Raw genomic sequence first — 24,257 nt, forward strand, 5'->3', positions numbered from 1 at the left:
CCGGCGTCTTCCCCCGTGGATGCCGGTCTCTTCACGTCTGCGCGCCGGTCGCGCTCAGCTGAGCGTGCCCTCGATCCTGCTGATGCGGCCCAGGTCGTCGAAGGAGATGCGGATCGTGGTGCCCTCCGGGTGCTGGACGGTCATCGAGTCCGCGGCCTCGTCGATCCGCCAGGTCTGCTGCTCGAAGAAGGATCGCGCCGTCGTGCGGTGGTCCAGCGGGAAGGCCGAGATCACCTGCTGCAGGACGGTCAGGGCCCGCTCCGGGCGCACCGGGGCCGACAGCTGCGCCGGGGTGCCCTCCAGGTGGAAGAAGACGGCGCCGCCGTCGTAGGGGCCCCGGTAGTACGGGCGGCCGGTGAGGCTCCCGGCCACCAGGGCCAGGCGGTGGCCGTCGGCCCGGGCGAGGGGGAAGCCGGGGGTCACGAACTCGGGGACCTGCTCGTCGGCGCCGTACTCCCGCAGCCACGTGCCCAGCCGCAGCAGGTCCGGCGGGATGTTGCTCGCCTCGTTGGCCCAGGCCCACAGCCACGTCTCGTGGCTGTGGCTCTCGCTGCCGAGCAGCTGGATGTCGTAGCGCAGGTCGGTGCCGAAGGTCGCCTGGCCCGTGGACAGGTCCAGCTGCCAGTCGCGTTCGCCGATCAGGTCGGCCAGGGCCAGCTGGTGGGCCATCCCGGTCGCGACGTGCTGGGCGAAGAGCTGCTCGAAGGTCGGCATCCGGCCAGTCTGCCAGCCGCTCGCCGGCCCCGCCCGGCGAGCGCGGGTGCGCGCCGCCAGGTCGACCGCGCCCCCGGCGGAGGGTGAGGCCACGGGAGTTACGGTCCGGACCACGGCGGACATCGCGGTAGCTCGCCGCTTTTGGATCTTGCATTTTTGCTTCGGTGCGGTTCGGTGGCGCCGATAGGTCGGGCATGGACGCGCTCCGGCGGACGCGGGTCGTCACGCGGCTGGTGGTCGGGTTCCTCGTCGTGTCGCTGTGCGTCGTCGCCATCTGGCTCTCGGCGATCTCGGCGGCGCGCGGTACCCGGGACACCGCCGTCCGGCTGTCGGCCTCGCAGGCCCAGCTCGACGCCGCACAGCAGCTCAAGTTCCGCATCACCGACATCTCGGGGTGGCAGGTCGGCTACGCGTTCGACGTCGTGCGCGGGCAGCCCGGGGCCACGGACGACACGGCCGAGACGCGCGCCGCGTATCTGCAGGCGATGCGCGACTTCAGCACCGAGCTCGACACGCTGGCGAAGCTGCCGCTCTCGGCGGGCGACCGGAGTGTGGTGGAGGCCATCCGCACCGCGTACGCCGACTTCGTCGCCATGGACGACCGCGTGGTCGCCGGCTACCGGGCCGGCACGCCCGCGCAGGTCAGCGCGGCCAATGAGCTGGTCGTCGGCGAGGGGCTCCAGGTGTACGCGAGGATCGCCGACGGCGTCGACACGCTCCTGGCCTCGGCCAAGAAGCTCGAGGGGGCCGCGCACGAGGCCGCCGCCGCGCGCGCGAACCGGACGCAGCGCCTGGCCAACACGGTCGGCGTCATCGCCCTCGCCCTGTCGATCCTGCTCGCCGTCGCGCTCTCGCTGTCGGTCATCCGCCCGTTGCGCGCGTTGCACGACCGGCTCGCGGACATCGCCGAGGGCGACGGGGACCTCACCAAGAGGCTCACGGTCAGCGGGCACGACGAGTTCTCGGCCGTGAGCCGGGAGTTCAACACGTTCGTGGACAAGATCGCGGCGACGGTACGGGCGATCAGTGGCTCCGCCGCGACCGTCGCGGCCGCCAGCGAGCGGCTCACCGACACCTCCCGGCGCATCATGGCCAGCGCGCAGGAGACCTCGGCGCAGTCCGGGCTGATCGTCGCCGCCGCCGACGAGGTCTCCGGCAACGTGCACACCGTGGCCACCGGGGCCGAGCAGATGAGCGCGTCGATCCAGCAGATCGCCGGTACGGCCGCCGAGGCCGCCCGCGTCGGCGGGCAGACGACCGAGCTCACGCAGTCCGCGTTCGACCTCATCGGGCGGCTCTCCGGCTCCAGCGCGCAGATCGGCGACGTGGTCAAGGTGATCACCGACATCGCCGGGCAGACGAACCTGCTCGCGCTCAACGCGACCATCGAGGCCGCCCGCGCGGGCGAGGCCGGCAAGGGGTTCGCGGTCGTGGCCAACGAGGTCAAGGAGCTGGCCCAGGAGACCGGCCGCGCCACCGGGGACATCGCCGCCAAGGTCGCCAGCATCCAGGCCGACACGACCGCCGCGACGGAGGCGATCAACCGGATCGTCGAGGTCACCGGGCGGCTCGGGGACTACCAGACGACGATCGCGGCCGCCGTCGAGGAGCAGACCGCGACCACCAACGAGATGAGCCGCAACATCGCGCAGGCGGCCGCCGGTTCGGCCGACATCGCCGCGAACATCGCCGGCATCTCCGACGCGGCGCGGGTGACCACCGACGGGGTCGACGACACCCGCACGGCCGTCGAGGAGCTCTCGGGCATGAGCCGTGAGCTGCGCGTCCTCGTCGGCCAGTTCCGCGTCTGATAGCACGCTTCGCCCCGGCCCGCGACCCCGTCCACAAGCCCCTTGCCGTCCACAGATCCGGCGCCCGCGCCCAGCGGGACGACTCCCGCTTCGCGCACGCTCTCTCCCGACACCGCAAGGGAACATGTGGAGGGAGCAAGACCGTGTTCGAAACCATGGTCACCGTCGTCGGCAACGTCCTCAACGCGCCGGACTGCCGCCGGCTCGTGGACAACCAGACGCTGGTCACGAGCTTCAAGGTGGCGTCGACGTCGCGGCGCCTCGACCGGGCCGACGGCCGCTGGATCGACGGGGACAGCCTGCGGGTGCGGGTGAACTGCTGGCGGCAGCTCGCCGAGAACGTGGCGCGCAGCGTGCAGGTGGGCGATCCGGTGATCGTGACCGGCCGGCTGTACAGCCGCGACTGGGAGACCGAGGACCACGTCCGCCGGGTGAGCTACGAGCTCGACGCGCAGGCCGTGGGCCACGACCTCTCGCGCGGGCGCGCCAGGTTCGCCCGCATCCGGCCGCACACCGCGACCAGCACGATCGACGACGAGCTCGGCGACGCGCGCATCGGCGAGGCCCCGACGGTCCCGGCCGACGAGATCAACGGCCTGCCGCGCCGCCAGGCCTTCGACCCCGACCTCGGCGGCGTGGTGACGCTGGTCGAGGACGGCGACCCGTTCGCCGAGGAGATCCTGGCGTCGCTGGCCGCGACCGACGACCTCGCCGCGGCCTTCGAGACCCCGGCCCCCGGCTCCGCCACCGAGGCCGGCGACGACTCCGACGGCGAACCCGACGACGACTCCGACCGCGACTCCGACGGCGACTCGGACGTGGAGCTCGACGAGGAGGAGGCGGTCGAGCCTGGTCCCGGCCCGCGGCCGCGGCGCAAGCCGCGCACCCGGGTGCCCGTGGGCGTCTGAGGACCGGGCGGCGGGCCGGCGCCGGGGGTTTCCCCGCCCACGGCACCGGCCCGCCGTCTACCCGGTTGCTCCCGGAACCGGCGGCGTGCTGTTCTTAGGCAGGTCTTCAGCACGGCCACGGGGGATGACGGTAGCCTGTGCGACGACATGCGCTCGTAGCTCAGTGGATAGAGCAGGGGACTTCTAATCCCAAGGTCGTAGGTTCGAGTCCTACCGGGCGCACCACTTTCAGCGCCGCTCAGGCGGCCGTACAGCCAGCTGTACAGCCTAAGCACCGAACAGGCGCTGGGCGGCGTCATCGACGGCCGCGCGCTCGATCTCGGGCAGGACGTGCGCGTACGTGTTCATGGTCAACCCGATCTGGCTGTGCCCGAGCACCTTCATCACCGTCCGAGGCGACGCACCGGACACCAGCAGGAACGTCGCGCAGGCGTGCCGCAGGTCGTGCAGCCGGAGCCAGTCGAGGCCGGCCGCTGCCCGCAGCTTATGCCAGGACCGGTCGAGGTTGTCCGGCTCCATCGGCGTTCCGAGCCGGGCCGGGAAGACCAGATCATGATCCTGCCACCCATCGCCCGCCGCTTTGCGTGCCGCCTTCTGCGCCTTGCGGTGCTTCTTGAGCAGCTTCAGCGTCGGTGACGGCACCGGCACCGTACGGCGCGACCGGCCCGTCTTCGGCGCCGAGAACTCCAGCCGGCCGTTCGTCCGCAGCAGCGTTTGCCGAACCGTCAGCGTGCCGGCGGCGAAGTCGATATCCGCCCAGCGCAGCCCGAGCAGCTCCCCACGGCGCAGGCCGACGGTCAGCGCGGACACGTACAGTGCTTCGAGCCGATGCCCTTTCAGCAACGCCAGCAGGCATTTCGCTTCTTCCACGGTCAACGCCCGGCGCTCCACCTGATGCATCGAGGGCGGCCGGACGATCTTCGCCACGTTGCGGTGCACCAGCTCCTCCCGTTCGGCGTCGCCCAGGGCGTTGCGGATCAGTCCGTGCACGTGCCGCACCGAGGTTGCCGAAAGACCAGCCTCAATCTTCTCCGCGAGCAGCCGGCGGATCAGCGTCGGCGTCAGCTTGTCGAGCTTGACCTTGCCGAGCGTCGGCCGGATGTGGTTCTCGATGATCTTCCGGTACCCCTGGAGGGTCGTCGGCCGGGTGCCGTCGTGCTCCTTGAGCTGCATCCACTCGTCCAACCAGTCGCCGAACGCCTTCGGCCCAGCCGCGAGGTTCTCCCCGCGCTCATGCCGTCGCCGGAGGTCGTTGAGCTTGCCCGCGACCTGGCGCTCGGTCTTGCCGTACACCCACTTGCGCGTGCGCTTCCCCTGCACCCAGCCGAGATCGAGGATCGCCGCGTAGCCGTCGCGGTACTTGAAGATCGACCCTTCGCCCTGCGAGCGCCGTCGCTTCTCGGTCACGCGGCATCCTCTCCAGTTGCCGAAAGAAGTTCCTCGATCGCGGCGAGCGGGATCAGCCGGGCACGATCGAGCTTCACCGACCGCAGCCGACCGCTGCGCATCAGGACGTACACGGTGTTGCGGGAGACGCCGAGCAGTCGTGCCGCTTCGGCGGGCCGCACACTCTTGCGGATGATCAAGCCGCTTCCTTCCCCGTTGACTCGTTGCCGGTGGTTCGTTGTCGCTCCTTCGCCGCGTTGAGTTGCGCGCGTTGCTGGATGCGCGCGGAGATGGCTCGCAGGAGCCGGTGTTGCAGCGGTGGTACGTCCGGGTCGTCGTTCCGCGCCATCTCCCAGGCGCACGGCGCCGGCTGTCCAGGTCGGTCATCGACGACCGGGACCTGTCGTGCGGGTCGGTGATGCCAAGCAGCGCCTTGACCCACGCGCGGTTGTCGTGCTTGTGGTCGGCGAGGGTCTTGCCCGACCACTGCCGCGAGACGAGCACGCGCCGGCCGCCCATGCCGAGGGTCGTCCGCTGGTGCACCTTCGCCTTGCACCGGCCCGGGTACTGGTTCGGCCGCGCGTTCTTCGGCTGGACGCCGTAGCGCAGCCAGTTGGCGCAACGCGGCGAGCAGGGCGTGTACCGCAGTTCCGTCCAGAAGCGCTCGAGGTGGGCCGTCTGGCGGTTGGTTGTCGTCTCGTGGCAGGTGTCGACGGACTTGGTCAGGTACTTGGTGAGGTAGCCGATCAACTTGTCCGCCTGTGGTGTGCCGCCGAGAACGCCCTCTGCGTGGACCTGCGGACCGAACCGGGCAACGTGGACCGGTTCGGCGTCGGGGTCGGCGTCGATCTGGTCCAGGGCCTCATCCCACGTCGGCAGCGGCTCACGGGTTTGCGGGTCGAGGTACTGCTTGGTGTCCGGGTTCCAGACCGGCGCATTGTGGTCCGGGTAGCGGACGACGTCGACCGGCGGCCACCAGACCTGGTGATAGGTGGCCGCCGCGACCTTGCGGAGCAGTTCCCGGGTGACAGTGCCGCGCATGGCGAAATGGGCGTGCGGCGCTAGACGGCGTTGCGGTTCGACCGCGCCGAAGTACTGGACGTTGCGCCCACAGGCGCGGCGAAGGTTCTGCCAGAACCGATCGAGCAGCGCCGGGAGGTGCACCGCGTCCCAGGCCGCACGCCGGTAGTCGTACGTCGTCGGGTCGACCGGGGTGCCGTCCTCACGAACCCGGCCGTAGCTGTCGCGGGTGAGGGTCAGGAACGTCAAGGCGCCGCGCTGCGCGCGGCGATGGCTAGGTGTGTTGGCCGGCTGGTCGTGTCGTCGCCGTAGGCAGTTGTTTCTTTGGCCTACCGCGACGTCCGTCGTGGTCCCGACCGCAGCTCCCGCAGTCTCGCCCCAAGCGTGTAGTCGCGCTTCTAGCCTCCGGCGGGACCTCAGGCTCCGGGGAGGTCGCTCCGCTCCCGCGCACCATCGGCCAGGTCAAGCCCAGCAGACCGGCACCACCCGCGCCAGGCCAAGCCGCTTCGCGGTCGCCTACGGCGAGCCTGGCGCGGCCGGCACCGCCCAGCTCCCCATGGGGTGGCCGACGGCATACGGGGAGACTTCGCTGCGGAACCCGAGGAAGGGGGCGTGCCTCTTTCCTTACGCCAGTCGCGCTCGGCCTGCTGGCGGCGCAAGCGCCGACATCGGCCGGCGCGGCGGCCTAGAAGGCGTCGTCCTCTCCGGCCGAATCGTCAATCATGCCGAGGTACTGCCAGAACCGGGCCTGAATCTCTGCAAGCCGATCAGCACCCAGAACGCCCACCTTGTCCTCTAGATGGCTCTTCATCAACGGCTGGACGGCGGGCACCCGCACCCAGACTTTTTTCGTCACATTTGCCTCGCCGGCTGGAATCCTTACGCAGAAACGCGTCTTACGCGAAGACTCAGACGACAGCGGCGCGACAGACACAAACCGCCAGGTGGGATCGCTGTTGGTGTCAGGTCCACTCAGCACCACAACCATCCGTCGCGGATGGAGCTGGCGATCGTCATTGGGAGGAAGCGTAAGAGCAGCGTCGCTCACCCAGTAGAGGCCGCCTTGTACGACGGCCCCACTAGTTGTCATCGAGAAGCATCCTGTTCGCGGCAATACGCCCAGCGCTGAAGGTGTTTACCTCTTCGGCAAGCTCGTCCATTGCACCTTCATCATCTTCTTGCGCAGCGAGCGAACGCAAGACTGCCTTCATGCGAGCCGATGTGCGGGTGAGAGCGGGGAGCGGTCGAGCCAGGTTGAGGTTAAGCACGACACCGCGACCACGCCGCTGCGCGTCCTCCATCGGTGGTGTCTGGTAGCTCATGTCCTTGAGAGTGGTAGCTGCGTAGCGTCCGTACCGCTCCATCGTCCGATTGAGGAGCTGGCGGTCCTCTTCGGGCAGCTCAAAATTCTGCGGTAGCTCACCGGAGAGTCTCAGTTCCCAGCCGCCATAAAATTCTTCACGTTGCCGTGAAACTACGGACCTCGCCACGAGAAGATTCTCTAGAGAGAGAAGATCGTAGTTGAAGGGGCCATGTTCGAGCCACTTCCATTCCACGCCAGAGATCGGGTCCGAACCGTCCTCAACGGCACCGAGATCAGCCAGGTACAGGAGCTTCGCTATCTTGGTCCGGGTGATCTGCATGCCATTTTGGCGAGCGACGTCAAGCACGGCCAAGTAGGCCGCGACCGTCTGGGGCGCAACCGGAATCGCTCGAGGCAAGTCCACCATCTCCATGAACTGTACCGCCCCTCGTCGTCGCACCTCGCAAGCAGCCCCATCATCGTACATCCGTTCGAATGGGACTGGTAGGTCTGGTGGTCGGCTACCGTGCGTCCTCGTGAAGCGTAAGACGTTGGCTCGGACCTCGCAGACGTCACGTTCGACCAACTCGCGTGCATGAGCGACCTGCGACGCAGGCTATTCATAAACTGCGTCCTTGCGGCCTTGGCTGTACAGCCAGCCGTACAGCCAAGGCCACCGCCTTCACCCGACGTCAGCCGACACTGTCCGACGCCGTGGCCTGCGCCGGGGGCCACTGACGGGGCATCGGCGAGCTTCTTCTAATCCCAAGGTCGTAGGTTCGAGTCCTACCGGGCGCACCACGCATCTCCAGCATTTCCGCTGCTTGCCCCACCTGTTCAAACTCCGCGCGGGCGGCGCGACGGCAACCGGGTCGAGCCGAGGTGGAACGCCCGCGAAGCAAGCGTCACCGCCTTGGAGTTCGGGGGCCCGGCCACATCGCGGCGCCCGGGGGTCGCAGGCGCTGCGCCGGCGACGGGCCCTTCCAGCAAGGGCTGCCTTGCGGGGCTGACGGCTGAGAGGCTTTGCTCGCCCCCCCGGGTCCGGACCCTGATGCAGCTGGACACAAGCCTAGGCACAGGAGGGGCGGCCGCCGGACGAGCACAGGCGGTGGATGAGCGAGTACCGGTCCGGCGGCAGCCCCGGCCGGTGCACCACCGTCAGCGGGCCGAAACCGTGTGCGCGCGGGAAGGCGATCGGCAAGGGGCCCGAGAGCACCACGCCCTCCAGGTGCGGCCAGGAGGCGAAGACGCGCTCCAGGCCGGGGACCGCCGTGTCGTCCAGGTCCGGGAAGGCGCCGTCGTCCTCGATCCAGACCCAGACCGACGGGGCCGTGCGGGTCTGTTTCGCCTTGAGTTCGATCGCCCGGACGAGGCGTCGGCTGGTGCCGGTACCGCTGCCGCCTCTGTTGAATCCGCGCAGCTCCAGCAGCACGTCGCCGAGGCGGAGGTCGCCGACCGGGGGTTCGAGCACCGGGCGGACCCCGGCCAGCAGGGCCTGCGCCGCGAGGTGGGCCTGCAGGCGTCCGTGGCGCTGCTCGTCGCGGCTCGGGTTGCGTGCCAGGTGCTCGCGCAGGCGGGCGATGCCCTCCACGTGGTGTGCGGCGAGGAAGCGAAGCGCATCCATGAAAGGTTCTCCGCGATCGCGCTGACAAATGCTGACAAGCCGGGCGGCCGCTTGCCCGCCGGGCCGGGTGGGACGCAGCTTCCGGTCGAAGCGTTTCACACTCCGAGCGAGAGGTCCGCCGCCATGCCCCAGAGTTCAGTGCGCCGCGCCGCCGGTGCGTTCGCACTGCTCGTCGCGGCCGGCGCGTTGTCCAGCCTGCCACTGGCCAGCGCCTACGCCGATCCCGCCCCCACCAACGTCACCGTCAACACCCGCGCCGGCCTGGCCACCGTCGCCGACACCGCGCTCGGCGTGAACCACGCGATCTGGGACTCGGAGCTCGGCACGACCGCCGTGTCCGACCTGCTCGGCGCGGCCGGCGTGGGCATGGTGCGCTACCCCGGCGGCTCCTACGCCGACATCTACCACTGGCAGACCCACACCGCGCCGGGCGGGTACGTCGCCCCGAACACGGACTTCGACACGTTCATGGCCGGCGCCCGGCGCACCGGGGCCCAGCCCATGATCATCGCGAACTACGGCACCGGCACCGCGCAGGAGGCGGCGGACTGGGTGCGGTACGCGAACATCACCAAGGGCTACCACGCGAACTACTGGACGATCGGCAACGAGAACTACGGCAACGGCCACTACGGCACCGCCTGGGAGGCCGACGACCACGCGGACAAGAGCCCGAAGCAGTACGCCGAGGAGGTCGTCGCGTACTCGAAGGCGATGAAGGCCGTCGACCCGAACATCAAGGTCGGCGCGGTGCTCACGACCCCGGCCAACTGGCCCGACGCGCTCGTCGGCGCGGGCGACGCGGGCTCGTGGAACCAGGTCGTGCTGTCGATCGCGGGGCCGTCCATCGACTTCGTGGACCTGCACTGGTACCCGGGCGGCAACGGCGAGGCGGACGCGCTGACCAAGCCGGGCCAGATCGACGACATCATGTACATGGTGCGCGACCAGCTCGCCCGGTACGCGGGCGCGAACCCGGGCCGGATCGGCATCAGCCTCACCGAGACCAACGTCGGCGTCGGCCCGAACACCCAGCCCGGCGCGCTGTTCCTGGCCCAGACCTACAGCGGCATGCTCGAGAACGGCGTCTTCACCGTCGACTGGTGGGACGTGCACAACGGCATCGGCACCGTCTCGACCGTCGCCGGCCAGACCGACTACGGCGACTTCGGCATGCTGTCGAGCGGCAACTGCACCGCCGACAACACCGTGTGCGAGCCCGCGAAGAACACCCCGTTCGCGCCGTACCACGCGCTGAAGCTCATGCACTCCTTCGCGCACCCCGGCGACCAGCTCATCCGGGCCGGCACCGACAACCCGCTGGTCGCCGCGCACGCCGCGCGCCGGGCCAACGGCGACCTCACGGTGCTGCTGGTGAACATGGACCCGGCGAACAGCCACGCGGTGAAGATCGCCTACGACGGGTACACCCCCTCCTCGGCGGCGCCGACGGTCGAGTCGCTGCTCAACGGGGCCGGCGGCATCGCCAGCGCGCAGTCGGGCACCGCGGCCGCGCAGACCCTGGCGCCGTACTCGCTGACCGTGCTCACCCTGCACCCGGCGACGTCCCAGGCGAACGCCCCGAAGGCGCCGGGCCGCCCGTCGGCGAGCGCGATCACCGACCGCACGGCGACGCTCACGTGGCCGGCCTCGCAGGCGGGCGTGAAGTACGAGGTGTACCGCCAGGTCGGCGCGCGCTCCGAGCAGCTCGGCGAGACGACGTCGACGACGTTCACCGCGGGCAACCTGACGCCGGGCACGCGGTACACGGTGAACATCGTGGCCCGCGACGGCTCGGGCCGCGCGAGCTGGTCCTCACCGCCGCTGACGTTCGCCACGGGCGCCCCGGCGACGAGCACCTGCGGCATCCGGTTCGCGGACACCAACGACTGGGGCAACGGGTACGTCGGGAACATCGACATCACCAACACCGGTACCGCCGCCATCAGCAACTGGACGCTGACCTTCACGTGGCCGACGGGCTGGCAGAGCCTGAGCAGCGGCTGGAACGGCACCTGGACCCAGACGGGCGCGACGGTCCGCGTGACCCCGGCCGACTTCAACCGCGACCTGGCCCCCGGCGCATCGACGAGCGTGGGCTTCGTCGGCGCCTACAACGGCCCGAACATCCCGCCGGCGGCGTTCACGCTGAACGGCAACGTCTGCTCGGTCGGATAGCGACGTTGTTCAAGCATTGCCGAGCTACCGCGATGTCCGCCGGGGTACGGACCGTAACTCCCGTGGCCTCACCCTCCGCGGGTGGTGACGGTCAACCTGGCGGCGGGTTCACGCCGTAGCTCCGGTCCGGCGGTCGCCCCCACCAGTTTGGGCGACCGCCGGACCAGTCGCGGTTCGCGGGTTCGTCCGCGCGCGAGCCGGCCTGTCGTGAGCGCCGGGCCGGATCGTCTTCAGCGCCGGGCCGCCACCCCGTCGAGCAGCAGCACGTCGGAGGCGTCGCGGTGCGAGCCGGCGGTCCCGACGTGCTTGCCCGGGATCTGCGCCCCGTGCTTGATCACGTGCACGAGCGCCATGGCGTGCCCCCGCCCGACCCCGTAGTCCTCCTTGAGCCACTCGATGACGGCCCCCGCCTTGACCTGCGGCCCGTCGAACCCCTTCGCCGCGGCGACGGCGAGCAGCGCCCGCGGCGTCATCCCGGTCTTGGTCTCCAGCGCGTCGATGTAGGCCTGGAACGACATGATCTCTGCTCCCTAGTGTTGGCTCCTGCCTTCACCCACGCGTCGAACTCACCCCGCCGCTTTCGACAGCCGCGCCGAACGCTTTTCCGCCGCGCCCGTACTGTGTCGGCATGGACGAGCGCCGCCTGGACGACACCCGCAACGCCATCGGTGTCCTGACCCTGCTCTTCCAGGCCCCGCAGGACACCGAAACGAGAAGCGGCTACCTGCAGCAGATGATCGGCGACGAGGACGCGGTCGCGGACGTGGGCCGCGCCTTCACGGGGATGACGAACCTGGCCGCCCTCATCCTGCTGGACCACGCACGCCAGACCGGCGAGCCGGCGACCGACGTCCTGCGCCGCATCGCCACGGACCTGGCCGGGTGAGCCGCACGGATCCGGCTCCTACCCGACCATGAGCCGCACGGATCCGGCTCCTGCCGGACCATGAGCCGCACGGATACGGCCGCTACCTGACGGTGAGCCCGGCCCGGATCGCCATGACCGCGAGCTGGGCCCGATCCCGCGCGTTCACCTTCACCATGGCCCGCCCCACGTGTGTCCGGACGGTGGCCGGGCTGACCGCCAGCTCGGCCGCGATCTCGTCGTTGGACCGCCCGGTGGCCACCCAGGCCGCCACCTCCCGCTCCCGCTCGGTGAGCTGATCCAGCGCGATGGCCGGCCCCCCGATGCCCCCGAACCGCGCGATGACCCGCCGCGTGACCGACGGCGACAGCAGCGCCTCCCCGCCGGCCACCACCCGGATCGCCCGCACGAGCTCGGCCGGCTCGGCATCCTTGAGCAGGAACCCGGCGGCCCCCGCCGCCAGCGCCGCGAACACGTTCTCATCGCTCTCGAACGTGGTGACCACGACGACCCGCGTGTGCCGCAGCCCGGGATCGCCGGCGATCGCCCGCAGCGCCGCGAGCCCGTCGACCCCCGGCATCCGGATGTCGAGCAACACCACATCGGGTCGGCACCGCCGGACAAGCTCGACGCCCGCCGCCCCGTCGCCGGCCTCCCCGACCAGCTCGAGGTCGTCCTCACGCGCGATGAGCAGCCGAAGCCCGCCACGAATGAGCGCCTCGTCATCAACCACGACGACGCGGATGCGCGCACTCATCGCGGAATCCGCGCCCGCACGGCGAACCCATCGCCCACCGCCACCTCGAACACCCCGCCGACGCTCTCGACCCGCTCCCGCATGCCGCCGATGCCCCGCCCGTCCCCACCGTCCCGCCCCTGTTCGGGCGCGCCAAGCTCGTGCCCGTGTTCTCGTCCCTGTTCGGGGGCGCCAAGCTTGTCCCCGTGTTCTCGTCCCTGTTTCGGGGCGCCAAGCTCGTGCCCGTGTTCTCGTCGCTGTGCGGGCCCGTCCGGCTCGTCCCCACCGTCTCGGGCCGCCCCCGGATTGCTGACCTCGACCGCCACCGCGTCCCCCTCCACCCGCACCGAGACCGCGGCCCCCGCGCGCGGCGAATGCTTGACCACATTGGTGAGCGACTCCCGAACCACCTCGTACGCGATCCGCCGCTGCCGCTCGCTGACCCCGGCCAGCCCGTCGTACTCGAGCTCCACCCGAACCCCACCGGCCCGAACCTGCTCAACCAGCCCCTCGACATCGGCCGGCGAGTCGATGTTCTCGATCACCGCCCGAAGCTCCTCCAGCGCGGCCCGGCTCGTGTCCCGAATGGCCCGCAGCGCCTCCCGAACCTGCCCCGGCTCCTCGTCGAGCACCACGAGCGCGACACCGGCCTGCATCGCGACGACGGCAAACCCGTGCCCCGCCACGTCGTGCACCTCCCGCGAGACCCGGACCCGTTCTTCGAGCACCACCCGCCGCACCAGCTCGGCCCGCTCCCGCTCGGCGACCTGCCGCCGCAGGTGCACGATCGCCCCGAGCGACCACGGAACCGCCAGCCAGCAGGCCCCCCAGAGCACCAGCCCGACGGCGAGCAGATCGAGGTCGTGCGCCATCCGGGGCAGCACGGCGAGCACGGACACGAAGGCCGCCACCGCCAGCGCGACGGCCGATTCCCGCAACGGCCTCCGCCGCGCGTACTCGAACATCGCCCACACAACGGTCAGCAGAATCGGCCCGAAGGGATACCCGAGCAGGAGGTACGCGGAGCTGACGCCGACCGCGACCCCGAGCGGCACCAGCGGCCGGCTGCGCCGGAACCCCAGCGAGAGCGCGGCCACGAGGATGAGCGCGAACCCGGCAGCATCCAGCGCTCGCGGCGCGTCCTGCCCAAGCCCCGCGCGCCACCCGCCGACCGCGACCACGGCCGCGAAGAGCGCCGCGAGCAGCCAATCCCGCCGCACGCGGAAATCCTAGTCGCCCTCGGGCCCACCACCCCCGCCCTAGCGTCCGCCGCGACTCTTACCGCGGACCCGTCGTGTCACTCACCAATCCGCCCACCGGAGAACGTCAACGTGCGTCATCCCCGACCGCACCCACAGCACCCACCGCACCTCGGCCGCGCCTCTGCCCCGCCGGTCGCGAATCCGCTATGCCGGGGCACTCCTGTCATGCCCGCCGGGCGCGCTGCTGTCTCGTGCCCGGCGGGCGCTGCTGTCTCGCGCCAGGCGGGCGCTGCTGTCTCGTGCGCCGGGCGCGCTGCTGTCTCGTGCGCCGGGCGCACTGCTGTCGTGCCCGGCTGTTGCACCGGGCTGTTGCACCCGGTCGGCGCGCCACTGTCGTGCCCGGCGCCGCGCCGTCGTGCGCGTCGAGGCCACGCAGCGGGCACCTACCGCGCTCACGGCTTCCTCAGCGCCGACGAGCTCGGCCCGCTCCGATTGCCCTTTCGCCGTGGCTAACGCGGCTCCTGCTGCGGGGCCATCGCCGCCTCGATCCCCGTTGTCGCGGCCCGAAGGCTCAACACCCGCCGCGGCCCGGAGGCTCAACACCCGCCGCGGCCCGGCTGGCGTTCGCCCGGGCTGGGCCGCGTTCGCCCGGCTGGGCTGTGTTCGCCCGGCTGGGCTGCGTTCGCCGCGGCCCGGAGACCTTCGCGGTGGTCCCTAGAACCCGGCGGTCTCGAAGAATGCGGCCTCGGGCGTACGCGTCTGATTGGGCACGAACGGTTCCCAGATGCCTCGCCGTCGGACCAGCATCTTGCGCGAGAGCAGGTGCCGATCGCCCGCGAAGAAGATGCGGTCGACGGCGCGCTGGACCTTGGCGATGCCGGGCGGCGAGTGGGAGCCGGTCACGATGACCACGTCCCGCGCCGGTACGCCGACGACCAGCTCGCCGGGCACCGAGCGCTCGAGGCTCGCCCACAACCCCTCGGCGAGCAGGAGGCTGGAGGCGATGCCCTCGAAGGTGAGCATGAGCGCCGGTGGCTGTCCGTGGACACCAACGGCACCGAGTCGTGCGTCGAGGTTGTGGGCGGCCTGGCGGCGCAGCATTCGGCGGGGAAGCTCCATGCGTTGCAGATCGGCCCACGTGACGAGACGCTGGCCGAATGGTGGGCCGTAGCTGTAGCCGACTCCCAGGCCGCCCATGAACTCATCGAGCACGGGCGCGTGCACATCGTCGCGACGGAAGTCGCGAAGCGGTGCGAGTACGGGGAGGAGCACGAGCTGCACGAGTGCAAGGTAAGACCGTGCCGGAAGTGAGACAAGCTCTTGTTTTTGCGCCATCTGCTTGCTAGCTGCGCGCGCCCAGAACGAACGCCCAGGCAGCACCACTTATATGTGTCCATATTCACCTCCGTAGCTGCCGAAGGGCTTGATAACGGTTCGGAATCGTCGACTCACTTCGGGCTCAACCTGCCGTGGAGAGCCCTCCCAGTCCAGGTGCACACCAGCCTGATCCGCTCCCTGCCGGTCCGATCCTGATCTGTGGCGCCTGCTGGTCTGCTCTTGGTTGGACGCCGGTCTGGTGCGGCTCGACGTCGGGCCGGACCGCCGCTCACGATCCGCGACGTTGGATGCGCTCGGCCGGTTCGGTTACGCCGTGCCGCGTCGCGCTGGTCCGCGACGTGCCGCGCTGGTCCGCGCAGTGCTGTGCTGGTCCGTGCCGTGCCGCGCCGCAGTGGTCCGCGGTGCTGTGCTGATCCGTGCTGCGCCGCGTTGGTCCGTGCCGCGCCGCAGCGGTCCGCAGTGCTGTGCCGGTCCGCGCAGTGCTGTGCCGCATCGCGCTGCGCCGCGGCGCGCTGGGCGCACGCGGTGTGCTGGGCCGTGCGGCGTCGCCGCGCCGCGGAGTCCTGCGGTGCGGTGTGCAGTGGCGTGGTGTGCTGCGGTGCGGTTAGGAGGTGCGGCGCCGGGCTGGGATCAGGGCGCCGGGTGGTGGGCGGGTTTTCGGCGACGGCGGTGGGCGAGGGTCAGGCGCGTGGCCGCGGCCAGGGCCACCGCGGCGGTGCCGACGGCGACGGTGAGGGTTGCGGCTCGGCGTACGTCGGACGAGGTCGGAGGCTCGCCGTCGCCCAGGTGGGGGCGCTCCTCCACGCGGGAGTCGTAGACGTTGCGGCCGCCCAGGCGCACGCCCAGGGCGCCGGCCGCGGCCGACTCGCACTGGCCCGAGTTGGGGCTCGGGTGATGGGAACCGTCGCGCAGCCAGGTGCGCAGGGCGCGGGACGGGCTGCCACCGACGAGAGGGGCGGCGGCGACCGTGAGGGCGGCGGTCAGGCGAGAGGGAACGAGGTTCGCGGCGTCGTCGAGGCGGGCACTGGCCGTACCGAATCTGGCATATCGCTCTGAACGGTGACCCACCATGGCGTCGAGCGTGTTCACGGCCCGGTATCCGACGATGCCGGGCACTCCGGCGATCGCGGCCCAGAAGAGCGGGGCGACGACGGCGTCGGACGTGTTCTCCGCCAGGGACTCGACGGTGGCCCGGGCCAGGTCCGGCCCGCCGAGGCCTGACGGGTCGCGGCCGCACAGGTTTGGCAGCTGGTCCCGGGCGGCGGGCAGATCGCCGGCGGCCAGCTTGGCGGCCATGACCCGGCCCTCGCGGGCGAGGCTGGTGCCGCCGAGCGCGGACCAGGTGGCGGCGGCGACGAGGGCGGTGCGGGCCAGCGGGCGGTTCCGGGTCAGGCGGGCGGCGGCGGCCGCGGCCAGGACCGGCACGCCGACCGCGACGGCGGTGAACCGCGCGCCCGCCCAGCGGCTGCGGGCGTAGAGCCGCCGCTCGAGGGCGCCGGCGAAGCGACCGAAGCCGGCTACCGGGTGCCAGCGGCGCGGGTCGCCGACGACCGCGTCGAGGGCGGCGCCGAGCGCGATCCCGGCCGCGTCGGCCTTTGCGCCTGCCAAGAGTTTCATGCCGCGACCGTACCGGGAGGCTCTGACACTTTTTCGGAGCCGGCGCGGGGGAGTCGCTCAGTGAAGTTTCTCGACTACTGAAGGTGATGGGCTGAAATTTGTGTCGTACCCGCGGGTGAGAATGGGCGACGTGGAAGGCAAGGGTGGTCTGCTCGTCGCGGGAACGACGTCGGATGCGGGCAAGAGTCTGCTGACGGCCGGGATCTGTCGGTGGCTGCATCGGCAAGGGGTCAACGTCGCGCCGTTCAAGGCGCAGAACATGTCGAACAACTCGGCGGTGGCGATCGAGCCGGACGGCACCGGTGGTGAGATCGGGCGCGCGCAGGCATTGCAAGCGGTCGCGTGCGGGCTGGCACCGAGCGTGCGGTTCAATCCGGTGCTGCTCAAGCCCGGCTCGGACCGGCGCAGTCAGGTCATCGTGCTGGGGCAGGCGGTCGGGCACATCGGCGCGGCCAACTACGCGGAGATCAAGGACCGGCTCCGCGCGACGGTGCTGGAGACGCTCGACGACCTGCGGCGGCGGCACGACGTGGTGATCTGCGAGGGGGCGGGCAGCCCGGCGGAGATCAACCTGCGGGCGATGGACCTGGCGAACATGGGGCTCGCGAGGGCCGCGGACCTGCCGGTGATCGTCGTCGGGGACATCGATCGGGGCGGGGTGTTCGCGGCGCTGTTCGGGACGGTCGCGCTGCTTGACGCGCAGGACCAGGCGCTGGTGAGCGGGTTCGTCATCAACAAGTTCCGGGGCGACGCCGGCCTCTTGCGGCCGGGTGTGGAGTCGCTGACCGCGCTCACCGGGCGGCCGACGCTCGGGGTGGTGCCGTGGTCCTACGACCTGTGGCTGGATGCCGAGGACTCGCTGGCGTACGACGGGCGGGTGCTGGGCCGCCCGGCCCCGGCGCGGGGGACGCAATGGTTGCGGGTGGCGGTGATCCGGCTGCCGCGCCTGTCGAACGCGACAGATGCCGAGGCCCTGGCGTGCGAGCCCGGGGTGCAGGTGCGGCTGACGGTGGAGGCGGCCGATCTGGCCGACGTCGACCTGGTGGTCGTGCCCGGCAGCAAGTCTACTGTGGACGATCTGGACTGGCTGCGGGAGCGGGGCCTGGCGGACGCGATCGTCCGGCACGCCAAGGCGGGGCGGCCGGTGCTGGGGATCTGCGGCGGGTTCCAGATGCTGGCCGAGCGCATCGACGACGAGGTGGAGAGCCGGCGGGGCACTGCCCCAGGGCTCGGGCTGCTACCGGTCGACATCGCGTTCGCCGAGCGCAAGACCCTGGCGCTGCCGAGCGGGACGGCATTCGAGGGGGTGCCGGTGCGGGGGTACGAGATCCATCACGGGCAGGTCACCCGCAACGACGGGCCGCCGCTGATCCGGCTGCCGGACGGGACCGGGGAGGGAGTCGTGGCCGGGAACGTGTTCGGGACGCACTGGCACGGCGCGTTCGAGTCGGACGGGTTCCGGCGGGCGTTTCTGGCGGAGGCGGCTCGGCTGGCCGGGCGGCATGGGTTCGAGGCGGCGCCGGACACGTCGTTCGCGGCGCTGCGCGAGCGGACCGTGGACGTGCTGGGGGACCTCGTCGAGGAGCATCTCGACACCGATGCGCTCTGGCGGTTGATCGAGGGTGGGGCGCCCAAGGGGCTGTCCACGATCTCGGTGGGGCTGCGATGAGCCGGACGGCTGAGCAACGGTCTCGACGCCACAGGGTGCCGCTGGTCTCGGCCGGGTCGCGATGAGTCGGGCGGTTAGGCAGCGGGTTTCCGCGTCGGTGGCGGGCGGCGTGGTCGAGGACGGGGGAGTAATGGTGAGGACGTATCGGGCGTTGGCCGAGTCGGTGCTGAGCCGGCCGGCCCGGTTGGGGGCCGTCCGCGTCGTGGGGGTCGACGGGCGGGCCGGGTCCGGGAAGACCACGTTCGCCGGGCGGCTGGCTCGGGCGCTCGGGGAGGGCGGGGAGAACGGCGACGGGACCGAGCGCACGGCGCGGCGGGTGACGGTGCTGCACACCGATGACTTCCTGGACGGGTGGGCGAAGCTGCTCGCCTGGCAGCCGCGGATGCGGGAATGGGTCCTCGAACCGCTGGGACGGGGGGAGGCGGGGGCTTACCGGCGGTACGACTGGGGGATCGAGCGGCTCGTGGACGAATGGACGCCGGTCGAGCCGCCGGATGTGCTCGTGGTCGAGGGGGTGGGCAGCGGGTCGATGGCGATGCGGCCGTTCCTGACGCTGGGCGTGCTGGTCAAGGCGCCGCGGGGGCTTCGGCTGCGGCGCGGGCTGGAGCGCGACGGCGAGGGGTTGCGGGCCGAGTGGGAGCGCTGGATGGCCGCCGAGGACGAGCACTTCGCCGCGGATCCGACCGAAATCGCCATGGATGTACTGGTCGATGGGGCGCCGGAGGAGGGCCATGATCCCGAAAATGAGTACATCGCCGTCCCGAGCGGGTGGACGGCCCGCGCAACACTGGAGGACGATCCGGAGAGCAGGCCGGACGGGGAGGAGTGGAGCGAATGAGCACTGACGAGGCGCAGAGCGGGAATCCTCCGGCGCGGCGGCGGGTGGTGCTGACCGGGATCAGTTCCCGGGCCTGGGAGCATCCGGCGGACCGGGGCGCGCTGGTGGCGCTGCGTGAGCTGCGCGGATTCGACGACGTGCTCAAGTCGCTGCACGCACTGTGGAACGAGCGGGCGTGGCGGCTGCAGTTCCTCGGCAACGCGATCCGGGTCGACCACCGGCAGTATCCGCGGGTGCACCGGCTGCTCGCCGAGGCGGCGGCCTCGCTGGACCTGGCCGAGCTGCCGGAGCTGTTCGTGCAGCAGGACCGGTCCATCAACGGCATGTGTATCGGCATGTCGAAGCCGTTCATCGTGGTGAACTCGGGCTCCGTGGAACTGCTCGACGACGACGAGCTGCGCTGCATGCTCGGGCATGAGCTCGGGCATCTGGTGAGCGGGCACGCGGTGTACCGGACGATGGTCATGATCCTGACGGACTGGGCGGTCCGGCTGGCCTGGCTGCCGGTCGGGTCGATGGTGCTGCGGGCGATCGTCGCGGCGCTGATGGAGTGGTGGCGCAAGGCCGAGCTCTCCGCCGACCGCGCGGGGCTGCTCGCCTGCCAGGACCCGGCCGCCTCGTTGCGGCTGGCGATGAAGCTCGCCGGCGGCGGGGACCTGTCCGAGGTCGACACGACGGCGTTCCTGGAGCAGGCGGCCGAGTTCGACCGGGCCGGGGACCTGCGCGACAGCCTGATCAAGATTCGGATGGTGACCGCGCGGTCGCACCCGATGCCCGTCGCGCGGGCGGCCGAGGTGCGGGCCTGGATCGACAGCGGGGAGTACCAGCGGATTCTGTCCGGCGACTACCCGCGGCGCGAGGACGACGGAAACGCGTCGGTGAGCGAGGAGATCAAGGCGGCGGCGGCCTCGTACCGGCAGGCGTTCAGCCGGTCGCAGGACCCGCTGGTGTCGCTGCTGCGCAAGCTCGGGGACGGGGCGGCGGACGTCGGCGGCTGGGTCGGTGCCGGGGCCGGGCGGATGCGGGGCTGGATGCGGGGCGACGGCTCGGACGGAGGGGATACCAGGACGGCCGAATCGTAGGGCGGTCGGGCCGTTGGCCGGGTGCGTCCGGCGGGATGCGACGTCACCCGGTTATCCGGCCGATGGCCAGGCATCCGGACGCCGCTGCAGGCGCCCTCCGCGTTCGCGACCTCACGCAGCGGGATGAACCGAGCGGCTCCGGCGGGGCCGTGGGTTCTGCGATGCCGTGATGCGCCGGGGTGGCCGGGGGTTCGCGCAGGCGGGCTGCGTCGAACGACGACGGTGCCTGCCGGAGACGAGCCGGGTGCCGGAGCCGGGGTGTCGGCGTTGAGGTCACGCGCGTGGAGAGCGGCGTTCGACGTGGTGTGCTCGGTGCATCAGCGCACCGGGCGGTCATCGCGCGTGGAGAACGGGATCTGGGTGAGGGCTCACCAGGGGATGGGTTCCGGGAGCGTGCGTAAGTCGAGCGTTCTGGGCTCGCCGCGGCGAGCTACTGATGGGACGCCCGCGGGGTGGGTGGGTGGTCGCCGGCGTGAGACTCCGCGGGTCGACCATCTGCTCGCATCGCAGCGCGCCCCAGAGGCGGGTGAGATCGAGGCTCGGGTCCGTTCGATGCGGGTCTGCTGATCTGGCTTGTGTGGTGGTTCGGGGGTGACGGCAGGGAGTCGCGAAGCAGGGTGGCGGGGGCGGGAGGTAGGAGTCGCGAAGCAGGGTCGCGGCGGCGGGAGGCAGTGAGTCGCGAAGCGGGGTGCCGGGGGCGGGAGGCAGTGAGTCGCGAAGCGGGGTGCCGGGGGCGGGAGGCAGTGAGTCGCGAAGCGGGGTGCCGGGGGCGGGAGGCAGTGAGTCGCGAAGCGGGGTGCCGGGGGCGGGAGGCAGTGAGTCGCGAAGCGGGGTGCCGGGGGCGGGAGGCAGGAGTCGCGAAGCAGGGTCCCGGGGGCGGGAGGCAGCGAGTCGCGAAGCGGGGTGGCGGGGGCGGGAGGCAGCGAGTCGCGAAGCGGGGTGGCGGGGGCGGGAGGCAGGGAGTCGCGAAGCGGGGCGGCGGGGGCGGGCGTGGGCGGTGGGCAGTAAGTTCTCCGTATGACAGTGCGAACCGAGGAAGAGCTTCGCGCCGCGATCCGGCGGGAGATGCCGGGTGTGCGCGCCGATCTGGAGGCGCTCGTCCGGATCCCCGGCATTGCGTTTGCCGGATTCGACCACAGCCACGTCGAGCGCTCGGCCGAGGCCGTTGCGGAGTTGCTGCGTGGGGTCGGGCTGCCCGATGTGCGGATCGTGCGCAAGGGTGGGCAGCCGGCGGTCATCGGGCGCAAGCCGGCGCCGGCCGGGGCGCCTACCGTGCTGTTGTACGCGCACCACGACGTGCAGCCCGTCGGGGATCTCGGGCAGTGGAAGAGCGACCCGTTCGAGCCGGTGGAGCGGGACGGGCGCCTCTACGGGCGCGGGGTCGCCGACGACAAGGCCGGGGTCATGGCGCACGTCGCGGCGCTGCGCGCGTTCGGGGACGACCTGCCCGTCGGGGTGGTGGTGTTCATCGAGGGCGAGGAGGAGTACGGGTCCGAGTCGCTCGAGGACCTGCTCCGCGAGTATCGCGACGATATCGCCGCCGACGTCATCGTGATCGCGGACTCCGGCAACTGGGCCGTCGGCCAGCCGGCGCTCACGACGGGGCTGCGCGGGATCGTCAACGGCTTCGTGGAAGTACAAGTGCTGGACAATGCTGTGCACAGTGGGATGTTCGGCGGTGCGGTGCCCGATGCGCTCATCTCGCTGTCGCGCCTCATCGCCAGCCTGCACGACGACGCCGGGGACGTGGCCGTCGAAGGACTGCTGCGCACGCACTCGGCGCCGCTCGACTATCCCGAGGAGCGCTTCCGCGAGGAGGCGGGCATGCTCGAAGGGGTGCAGTTCATCGGTACCGGCCGCCTGGTCGAACGGCTCTGGACGCGCCCGTCGATCTCGATTCTCGGCATCGACGCGCCGGCCACGTCGGGCGCGCCGAACGCGTTGATCCCGCGGGCGAAGGCGAAGTTCAGCGTGCGGATCGCGCCCGGGGACTCGGCGCAGCGGGTGTACGACGCCGTCACCGACCACCTCCGCAAGCACGCGCCCTGGGGTGCCCGCGTGACCGTCGAGCTCGAGCAGCTCGGCGAGCCGTGCTCGATCGATGCGACCGGACCCGCGTACGACGCGGCGCGCGAGGCGTTCGCGGCCGCGTGGGACGGGGCGGAGCCGGTCGACATGGGCATCGGGGGTTCGATTCCCTTCATCGCCACGTTCCAGGAGCTGTTCCCGAAGGCCGCGATCCTCGTGACCGGCGTCGAGGACCCGGACACGATCGCGCACGGGCCGAACGAGAGCCTGCACCTCGCCGAGTTCGAGCGCGTGTGCATCGCCGAGGCGCTGCTGCTGTCGAAGGTTGCTCGGCTGGCCGCCTGAACCCTTGTCGCGAAATGCCCGGCTCGGCATCGAGTCGGGCATTTCCTTTGCATCACCCACGTACCCCGTCAGGGTATAAATCCGAAAAGTCCGATCACGAAGTGTCGGACTTTTCGCGGGGCGGTGGGAGCGCAACGGAATTCGGTTGGCCGGAGTCCACGAGGGCGGGCCCCCGAGATGCTTTCCGGTTCGCGGGGTGGGGGACTCGTCTTGAGGCGCCGGAATGAGTTCGCGAGTGCGGGGGCGCATGTGGCTGAGGTGGTCGCGTGAGTCGGCGCTGGTCTCAGGAGGAGCGGTGCCCGATCGAGGTTTCGCGGAGGAACACGGCCGAGGTCGGAGGGATGGGCTCGGTCCGCGAAGTTTCTGCGAGGGTGCGCACGCGGCGGTGGGGTGCGGGCCGGCCGTGGCGATGTCCCGGCGTGACCTGCTACTGGGCCGCTGACTCCAGGCCGTTCACCTGGACCACCACCGACTCGGCGGCGGCTACGGCCTCGGCGGCTGCCATGACCTCGATGGCGGCCAAGGGCTCGACCGCGGCCAGGGTCTCCATCGCCGAGCGCCGGCGGCAGATGCGCTGGCGGCGCGGAGTCGCGGCCTCGGACTCGGTGGAGGCGTTGCGGCGGCGGAGGCGGTTCACCAGGCCCAGCGGCTGAGCGGCCGCGCGCTGGGTGACCCGCGTGACCTGGGCGGGCACCCCGGCGGCGGGCTCGTCGAGCGCGGCACCAGCGGCGGGCCGGCCGAGGGCGGCGGGCTGGCCGAGGGCGGTGAGAGCGGCGGGCTGGCCGAGGGCGGTGAGAGCGGCGGGCTGGCCGAGGGCGGTGGGCTGGCCGAGGGCGCTGAGAGCGGCGGACTCGCCGAGCGTGGTCAGAGCCGCGACGGCGGGCTGGGCAAGGAGGGCCGGCTCGGTGGTGGCCTTGCCCTTGTTCAGGCGACCGGCCAGGCCCAGCAGCGGTGCGCCGGCCACGAAGATCAGGGCCGCGGCGGCGATCAGCAGCAGTGGCAGCCAGGACGAGTCGGCCATGGCCTCGCCGCCGAAGTGGCCGAGGAGGGCGCCGTACGTGGCCCAGAGCGTGGCCGCCACCACGTCGTAGGTGGCGAAGCGGCGGGTCGAGACGCCGTTGCGGCCCGCGTAGAGGGCGGTGACCATGCGGCCCGCGGGCACGAAGCGGCAGAAGAGGACCGCGAGGAAGATGTGGCGCTGCATCGCCTCGTTCAGCCTTGCGGTGACCTTGGCGGCGCGGCGGGGCAGTTCGCGGCGGCGGCGTTCGCCGCGGCGGGCCAGGCGGCGGCCGACCGCGAAGGCCAGCAGGTCGCCCGCGATGACGCCGGCGGCGCCGGAGAGGACGAGGAGCAGCAGCTGCACGTGGCCGGAGGCGGAGAGGATGCCGCCGCCGATCATGAGGGCCTGGGCGGGCACGACCGGAATGAAGGCGTCGATGGTCAGCAGGACGAGAACCGTGGCATAGAGCACGCCCGGCGCGGACACCAGGTCCAGCACCGCGCTCACCATTCCGGACTCGCCATGGCCTGCCCCTTTACCCCGTGTGAGAGATCCCCCGTTGACCATGGCAACACGGCTGCACCCCACTGCAT

At 71.4% G+C, this 24,257-nt stretch carries 19 protein-coding genes and 1 tRNA gene; 9 read left to right on the forward strand and 11 right to left on the reverse strand.

The annotated features are described in order from the left end of the window. Window positions 1-54: 54 nt before the first annotated feature. Window positions 55-807 (reverse strand): DUF6882 domain-containing protein, encoded by a 753-nt coding sequence (locus tag ACQP1P_RS05725; protein ID WP_433083795.1) that lies wholly within the window; start codon window positions 805-807, stop codon window positions 55-57. Window positions 808-908: 101 nt separating this feature from the next. Between ACQP1P_RS05725 and ACQP1P_RS05730 the strand changes: the two genes are divergently transcribed. The 3 genes from ACQP1P_RS05730 (at window position 909) to ACQP1P_RS05740 (ending at window position 3,658) form a co-directional block, all read left to right on the forward strand. Further along, the gene (locus ACQP1P_RS05730) at window positions 909-2,525 is read left to right on the forward strand and encodes a methyl-accepting chemotaxis protein (RefSeq protein ID WP_433083797.1); all 1,617 of its coding nucleotides are present in this window, start codon (window positions 909-911) and stop codon (window positions 2,523-2,525) included. Window positions 2,526-2,668: 143 nt separating this feature from the next. Then, window positions 2,669-3,433, forward strand: a complete 765-nt coding sequence (locus ACQP1P_RS05735) for a single-stranded DNA-binding protein (protein WP_433083799.1) — start codon at window positions 2,669-2,671, stop codon at window positions 3,431-3,433. 149 nt (window positions 3,434-3,582) lie between these two features. After that, window positions 3,583-3,658: transfer RNA gene (locus ACQP1P_RS05740), tRNA-Arg, on the forward strand. Window positions 3,659-3,700: 42 nt separating this feature from the next. Here the strand turns inward: ACQP1P_RS05740 and ACQP1P_RS05745 are convergent. The 4 genes from ACQP1P_RS05745 to ACQP1P_RS05760 all read right to left on the reverse strand — a co-directional run bounded on the left by ACQP1P_RS05745 (window position 3,701) and on the right by ACQP1P_RS05760 (window position 8,766). After that, window positions 3,701-6,259, reverse strand: coding sequence for a replication initiator (locus tag ACQP1P_RS05745; RefSeq protein ID WP_433089857.1), 2,559 nt, complete (start codon window positions 6,257-6,259; stop codon window positions 3,701-3,703). Window positions 6,260-6,524: 265 nt separating this feature from the next. Next, a complete protein-coding gene (locus tag ACQP1P_RS05750; protein WP_433083801.1) occupies window positions 6,525-6,887 on the reverse strand; it encodes a type II toxin-antitoxin system PemK/MazF family toxin in 363 nt (120 codons plus the stop codon). 31 nt (window positions 6,888-6,918) lie between these two features. After that, window positions 6,919-7,575, reverse strand: coding sequence for a type II toxin-antitoxin system antitoxin SocA domain-containing protein (locus ACQP1P_RS05755; RefSeq protein WP_433083803.1), 657 nt, complete (start codon window positions 7,573-7,575; stop codon window positions 6,919-6,921). A gap of 636 nt (window positions 7,576-8,211) precedes the next feature. Continuing rightward, window positions 8,212-8,766, reverse strand: coding sequence for a hypothetical protein (locus ACQP1P_RS05760; RefSeq protein ID WP_433083805.1), 555 nt, complete (start codon window positions 8,764-8,766; stop codon window positions 8,212-8,214). 123 nt (window positions 8,767-8,889) lie between these two features. Here ACQP1P_RS05760 and ACQP1P_RS05765 point away from each other — a divergent pair, with 123 nt between their 5' ends. Then, entirely contained in the window at window positions 8,890-10,944 is a 2,055-nt protein-coding gene (locus ACQP1P_RS05765) for a cellulose binding domain-containing protein (RefSeq protein ID WP_433083807.1), read from the forward strand. Window positions 10,945-11,174: 230 nt separating this feature from the next. Here the strand turns inward: ACQP1P_RS05765 and ACQP1P_RS05770 are convergent, their stop codons facing one another. Further along, on the reverse strand, window positions 11,175-11,462 hold the full coding sequence (locus tag ACQP1P_RS05770) for a DUF4287 domain-containing protein (RefSeq protein ID WP_433083808.1): 288 nt from the start codon (window positions 11,460-11,462) through the stop codon (window positions 11,175-11,177). Between the two features lie 110 nt (window positions 11,463-11,572). Here ACQP1P_RS05770 and ACQP1P_RS05775 point away from each other — a divergent pair, with 110 nt between their 5' ends. After that, window positions 11,573-11,830: a hypothetical protein gene (locus tag ACQP1P_RS05775; protein ID WP_433083810.1), complete on the forward strand. Its 258-nt coding sequence runs from the start codon at window positions 11,573-11,575 to the stop codon at window positions 11,828-11,830. Window positions 11,831-11,912: 82 nt separating this feature from the next. On the opposite strand, the gene ACQP1P_RS05780 is transcribed toward ACQP1P_RS05775, so the two are convergent. From ACQP1P_RS05780 to ACQP1P_RS05795, 4 genes are all read right to left on the reverse strand, one after another. After that, the gene (locus ACQP1P_RS05780; protein ID WP_433083812.1) at window positions 11,913-12,566 is read right to left on the reverse strand and encodes a response regulator; all 654 of its coding nucleotides are present in this window, start codon (window positions 12,564-12,566) and stop codon (window positions 11,913-11,915) included. Beyond that, entirely contained in the window at window positions 12,563-13,726 is a 1,164-nt protein-coding gene (locus ACQP1P_RS05785) for a sensor histidine kinase (RefSeq protein ID WP_433083814.1), read from the reverse strand. The genes ACQP1P_RS05780 and ACQP1P_RS05785 overlap by 4 nt, the downstream gene beginning before the upstream one ends. A 735-nt stretch (window positions 13,727-14,461) precedes the next feature. Further along, window positions 14,462-15,028, reverse strand: a complete 567-nt coding sequence (locus tag ACQP1P_RS05790) for a hypothetical protein (RefSeq protein WP_433083816.1) — start codon at window positions 15,026-15,028, stop codon at window positions 14,462-14,464. 687 nt (window positions 15,029-15,715) lie between these two features. Then, window positions 15,716-16,702: a cobalamin biosynthesis protein gene (locus ACQP1P_RS05795; RefSeq protein WP_433083818.1), complete on the reverse strand. Its 987-nt coding sequence runs from the start codon at window positions 16,700-16,702 to the stop codon at window positions 15,716-15,718. A 130-nt stretch (window positions 16,703-16,832) separates the two neighbouring features. On the opposite strand from ACQP1P_RS05795, the gene ACQP1P_RS05800 reads away from it, so the two are divergent. The 4 genes from ACQP1P_RS05800 to ACQP1P_RS05815 all read left to right on the forward strand — a co-directional run bounded on the left by ACQP1P_RS05800 (window position 16,833) and on the right by ACQP1P_RS05815 (window position 22,664). Continuing rightward, window positions 16,833-18,371: a cobyric acid synthase gene (locus tag ACQP1P_RS05800; RefSeq protein ID WP_433083820.1), complete on the forward strand. Its 1,539-nt coding sequence runs from the start codon at window positions 16,833-16,835 to the stop codon at window positions 18,369-18,371. Between the two features lie 130 nt (window positions 18,372-18,501). Then, window positions 18,502-19,209, forward strand: coding sequence for a uridine kinase family protein (locus ACQP1P_RS05805; protein WP_433083822.1), 708 nt, complete (start codon window positions 18,502-18,504; stop codon window positions 19,207-19,209). Next, entirely contained in the window at window positions 19,206-20,291 is a 1,086-nt protein-coding gene (locus tag ACQP1P_RS05810; protein WP_350616341.1) for a M48 family metallopeptidase, read from the forward strand. Before ACQP1P_RS05805 ends, ACQP1P_RS05810 begins: the two co-directional genes overlap by 4 nt. A 1,017-nt stretch (window positions 20,292-21,308) precedes the next feature. Continuing rightward, entirely contained in the window at window positions 21,309-22,664 is a 1,356-nt protein-coding gene (locus ACQP1P_RS05815) for a dipeptidase (RefSeq protein WP_433083824.1), read from the forward strand. A gap of 427 nt (window positions 22,665-23,091) precedes the next feature. On the opposite strand, the gene ACQP1P_RS05820 is transcribed toward ACQP1P_RS05815, so the two are convergent. Further along, window positions 23,092-24,162, reverse strand: coding sequence for a DedA family protein (locus ACQP1P_RS05820; protein WP_433083825.1), 1,071 nt, complete (start codon window positions 24,160-24,162; stop codon window positions 23,092-23,094). Window positions 24,163-24,257: the final 95 nt, after the last annotated feature.

The sequence above is a fragment of the Dactylosporangium sp. CA-052675 genome, from assembly GCF_050947935.1.
Lineage (GTDB): Bacteria > Actinomycetota > Actinomycetes > Mycobacteriales > Micromonosporaceae > Dactylosporangium.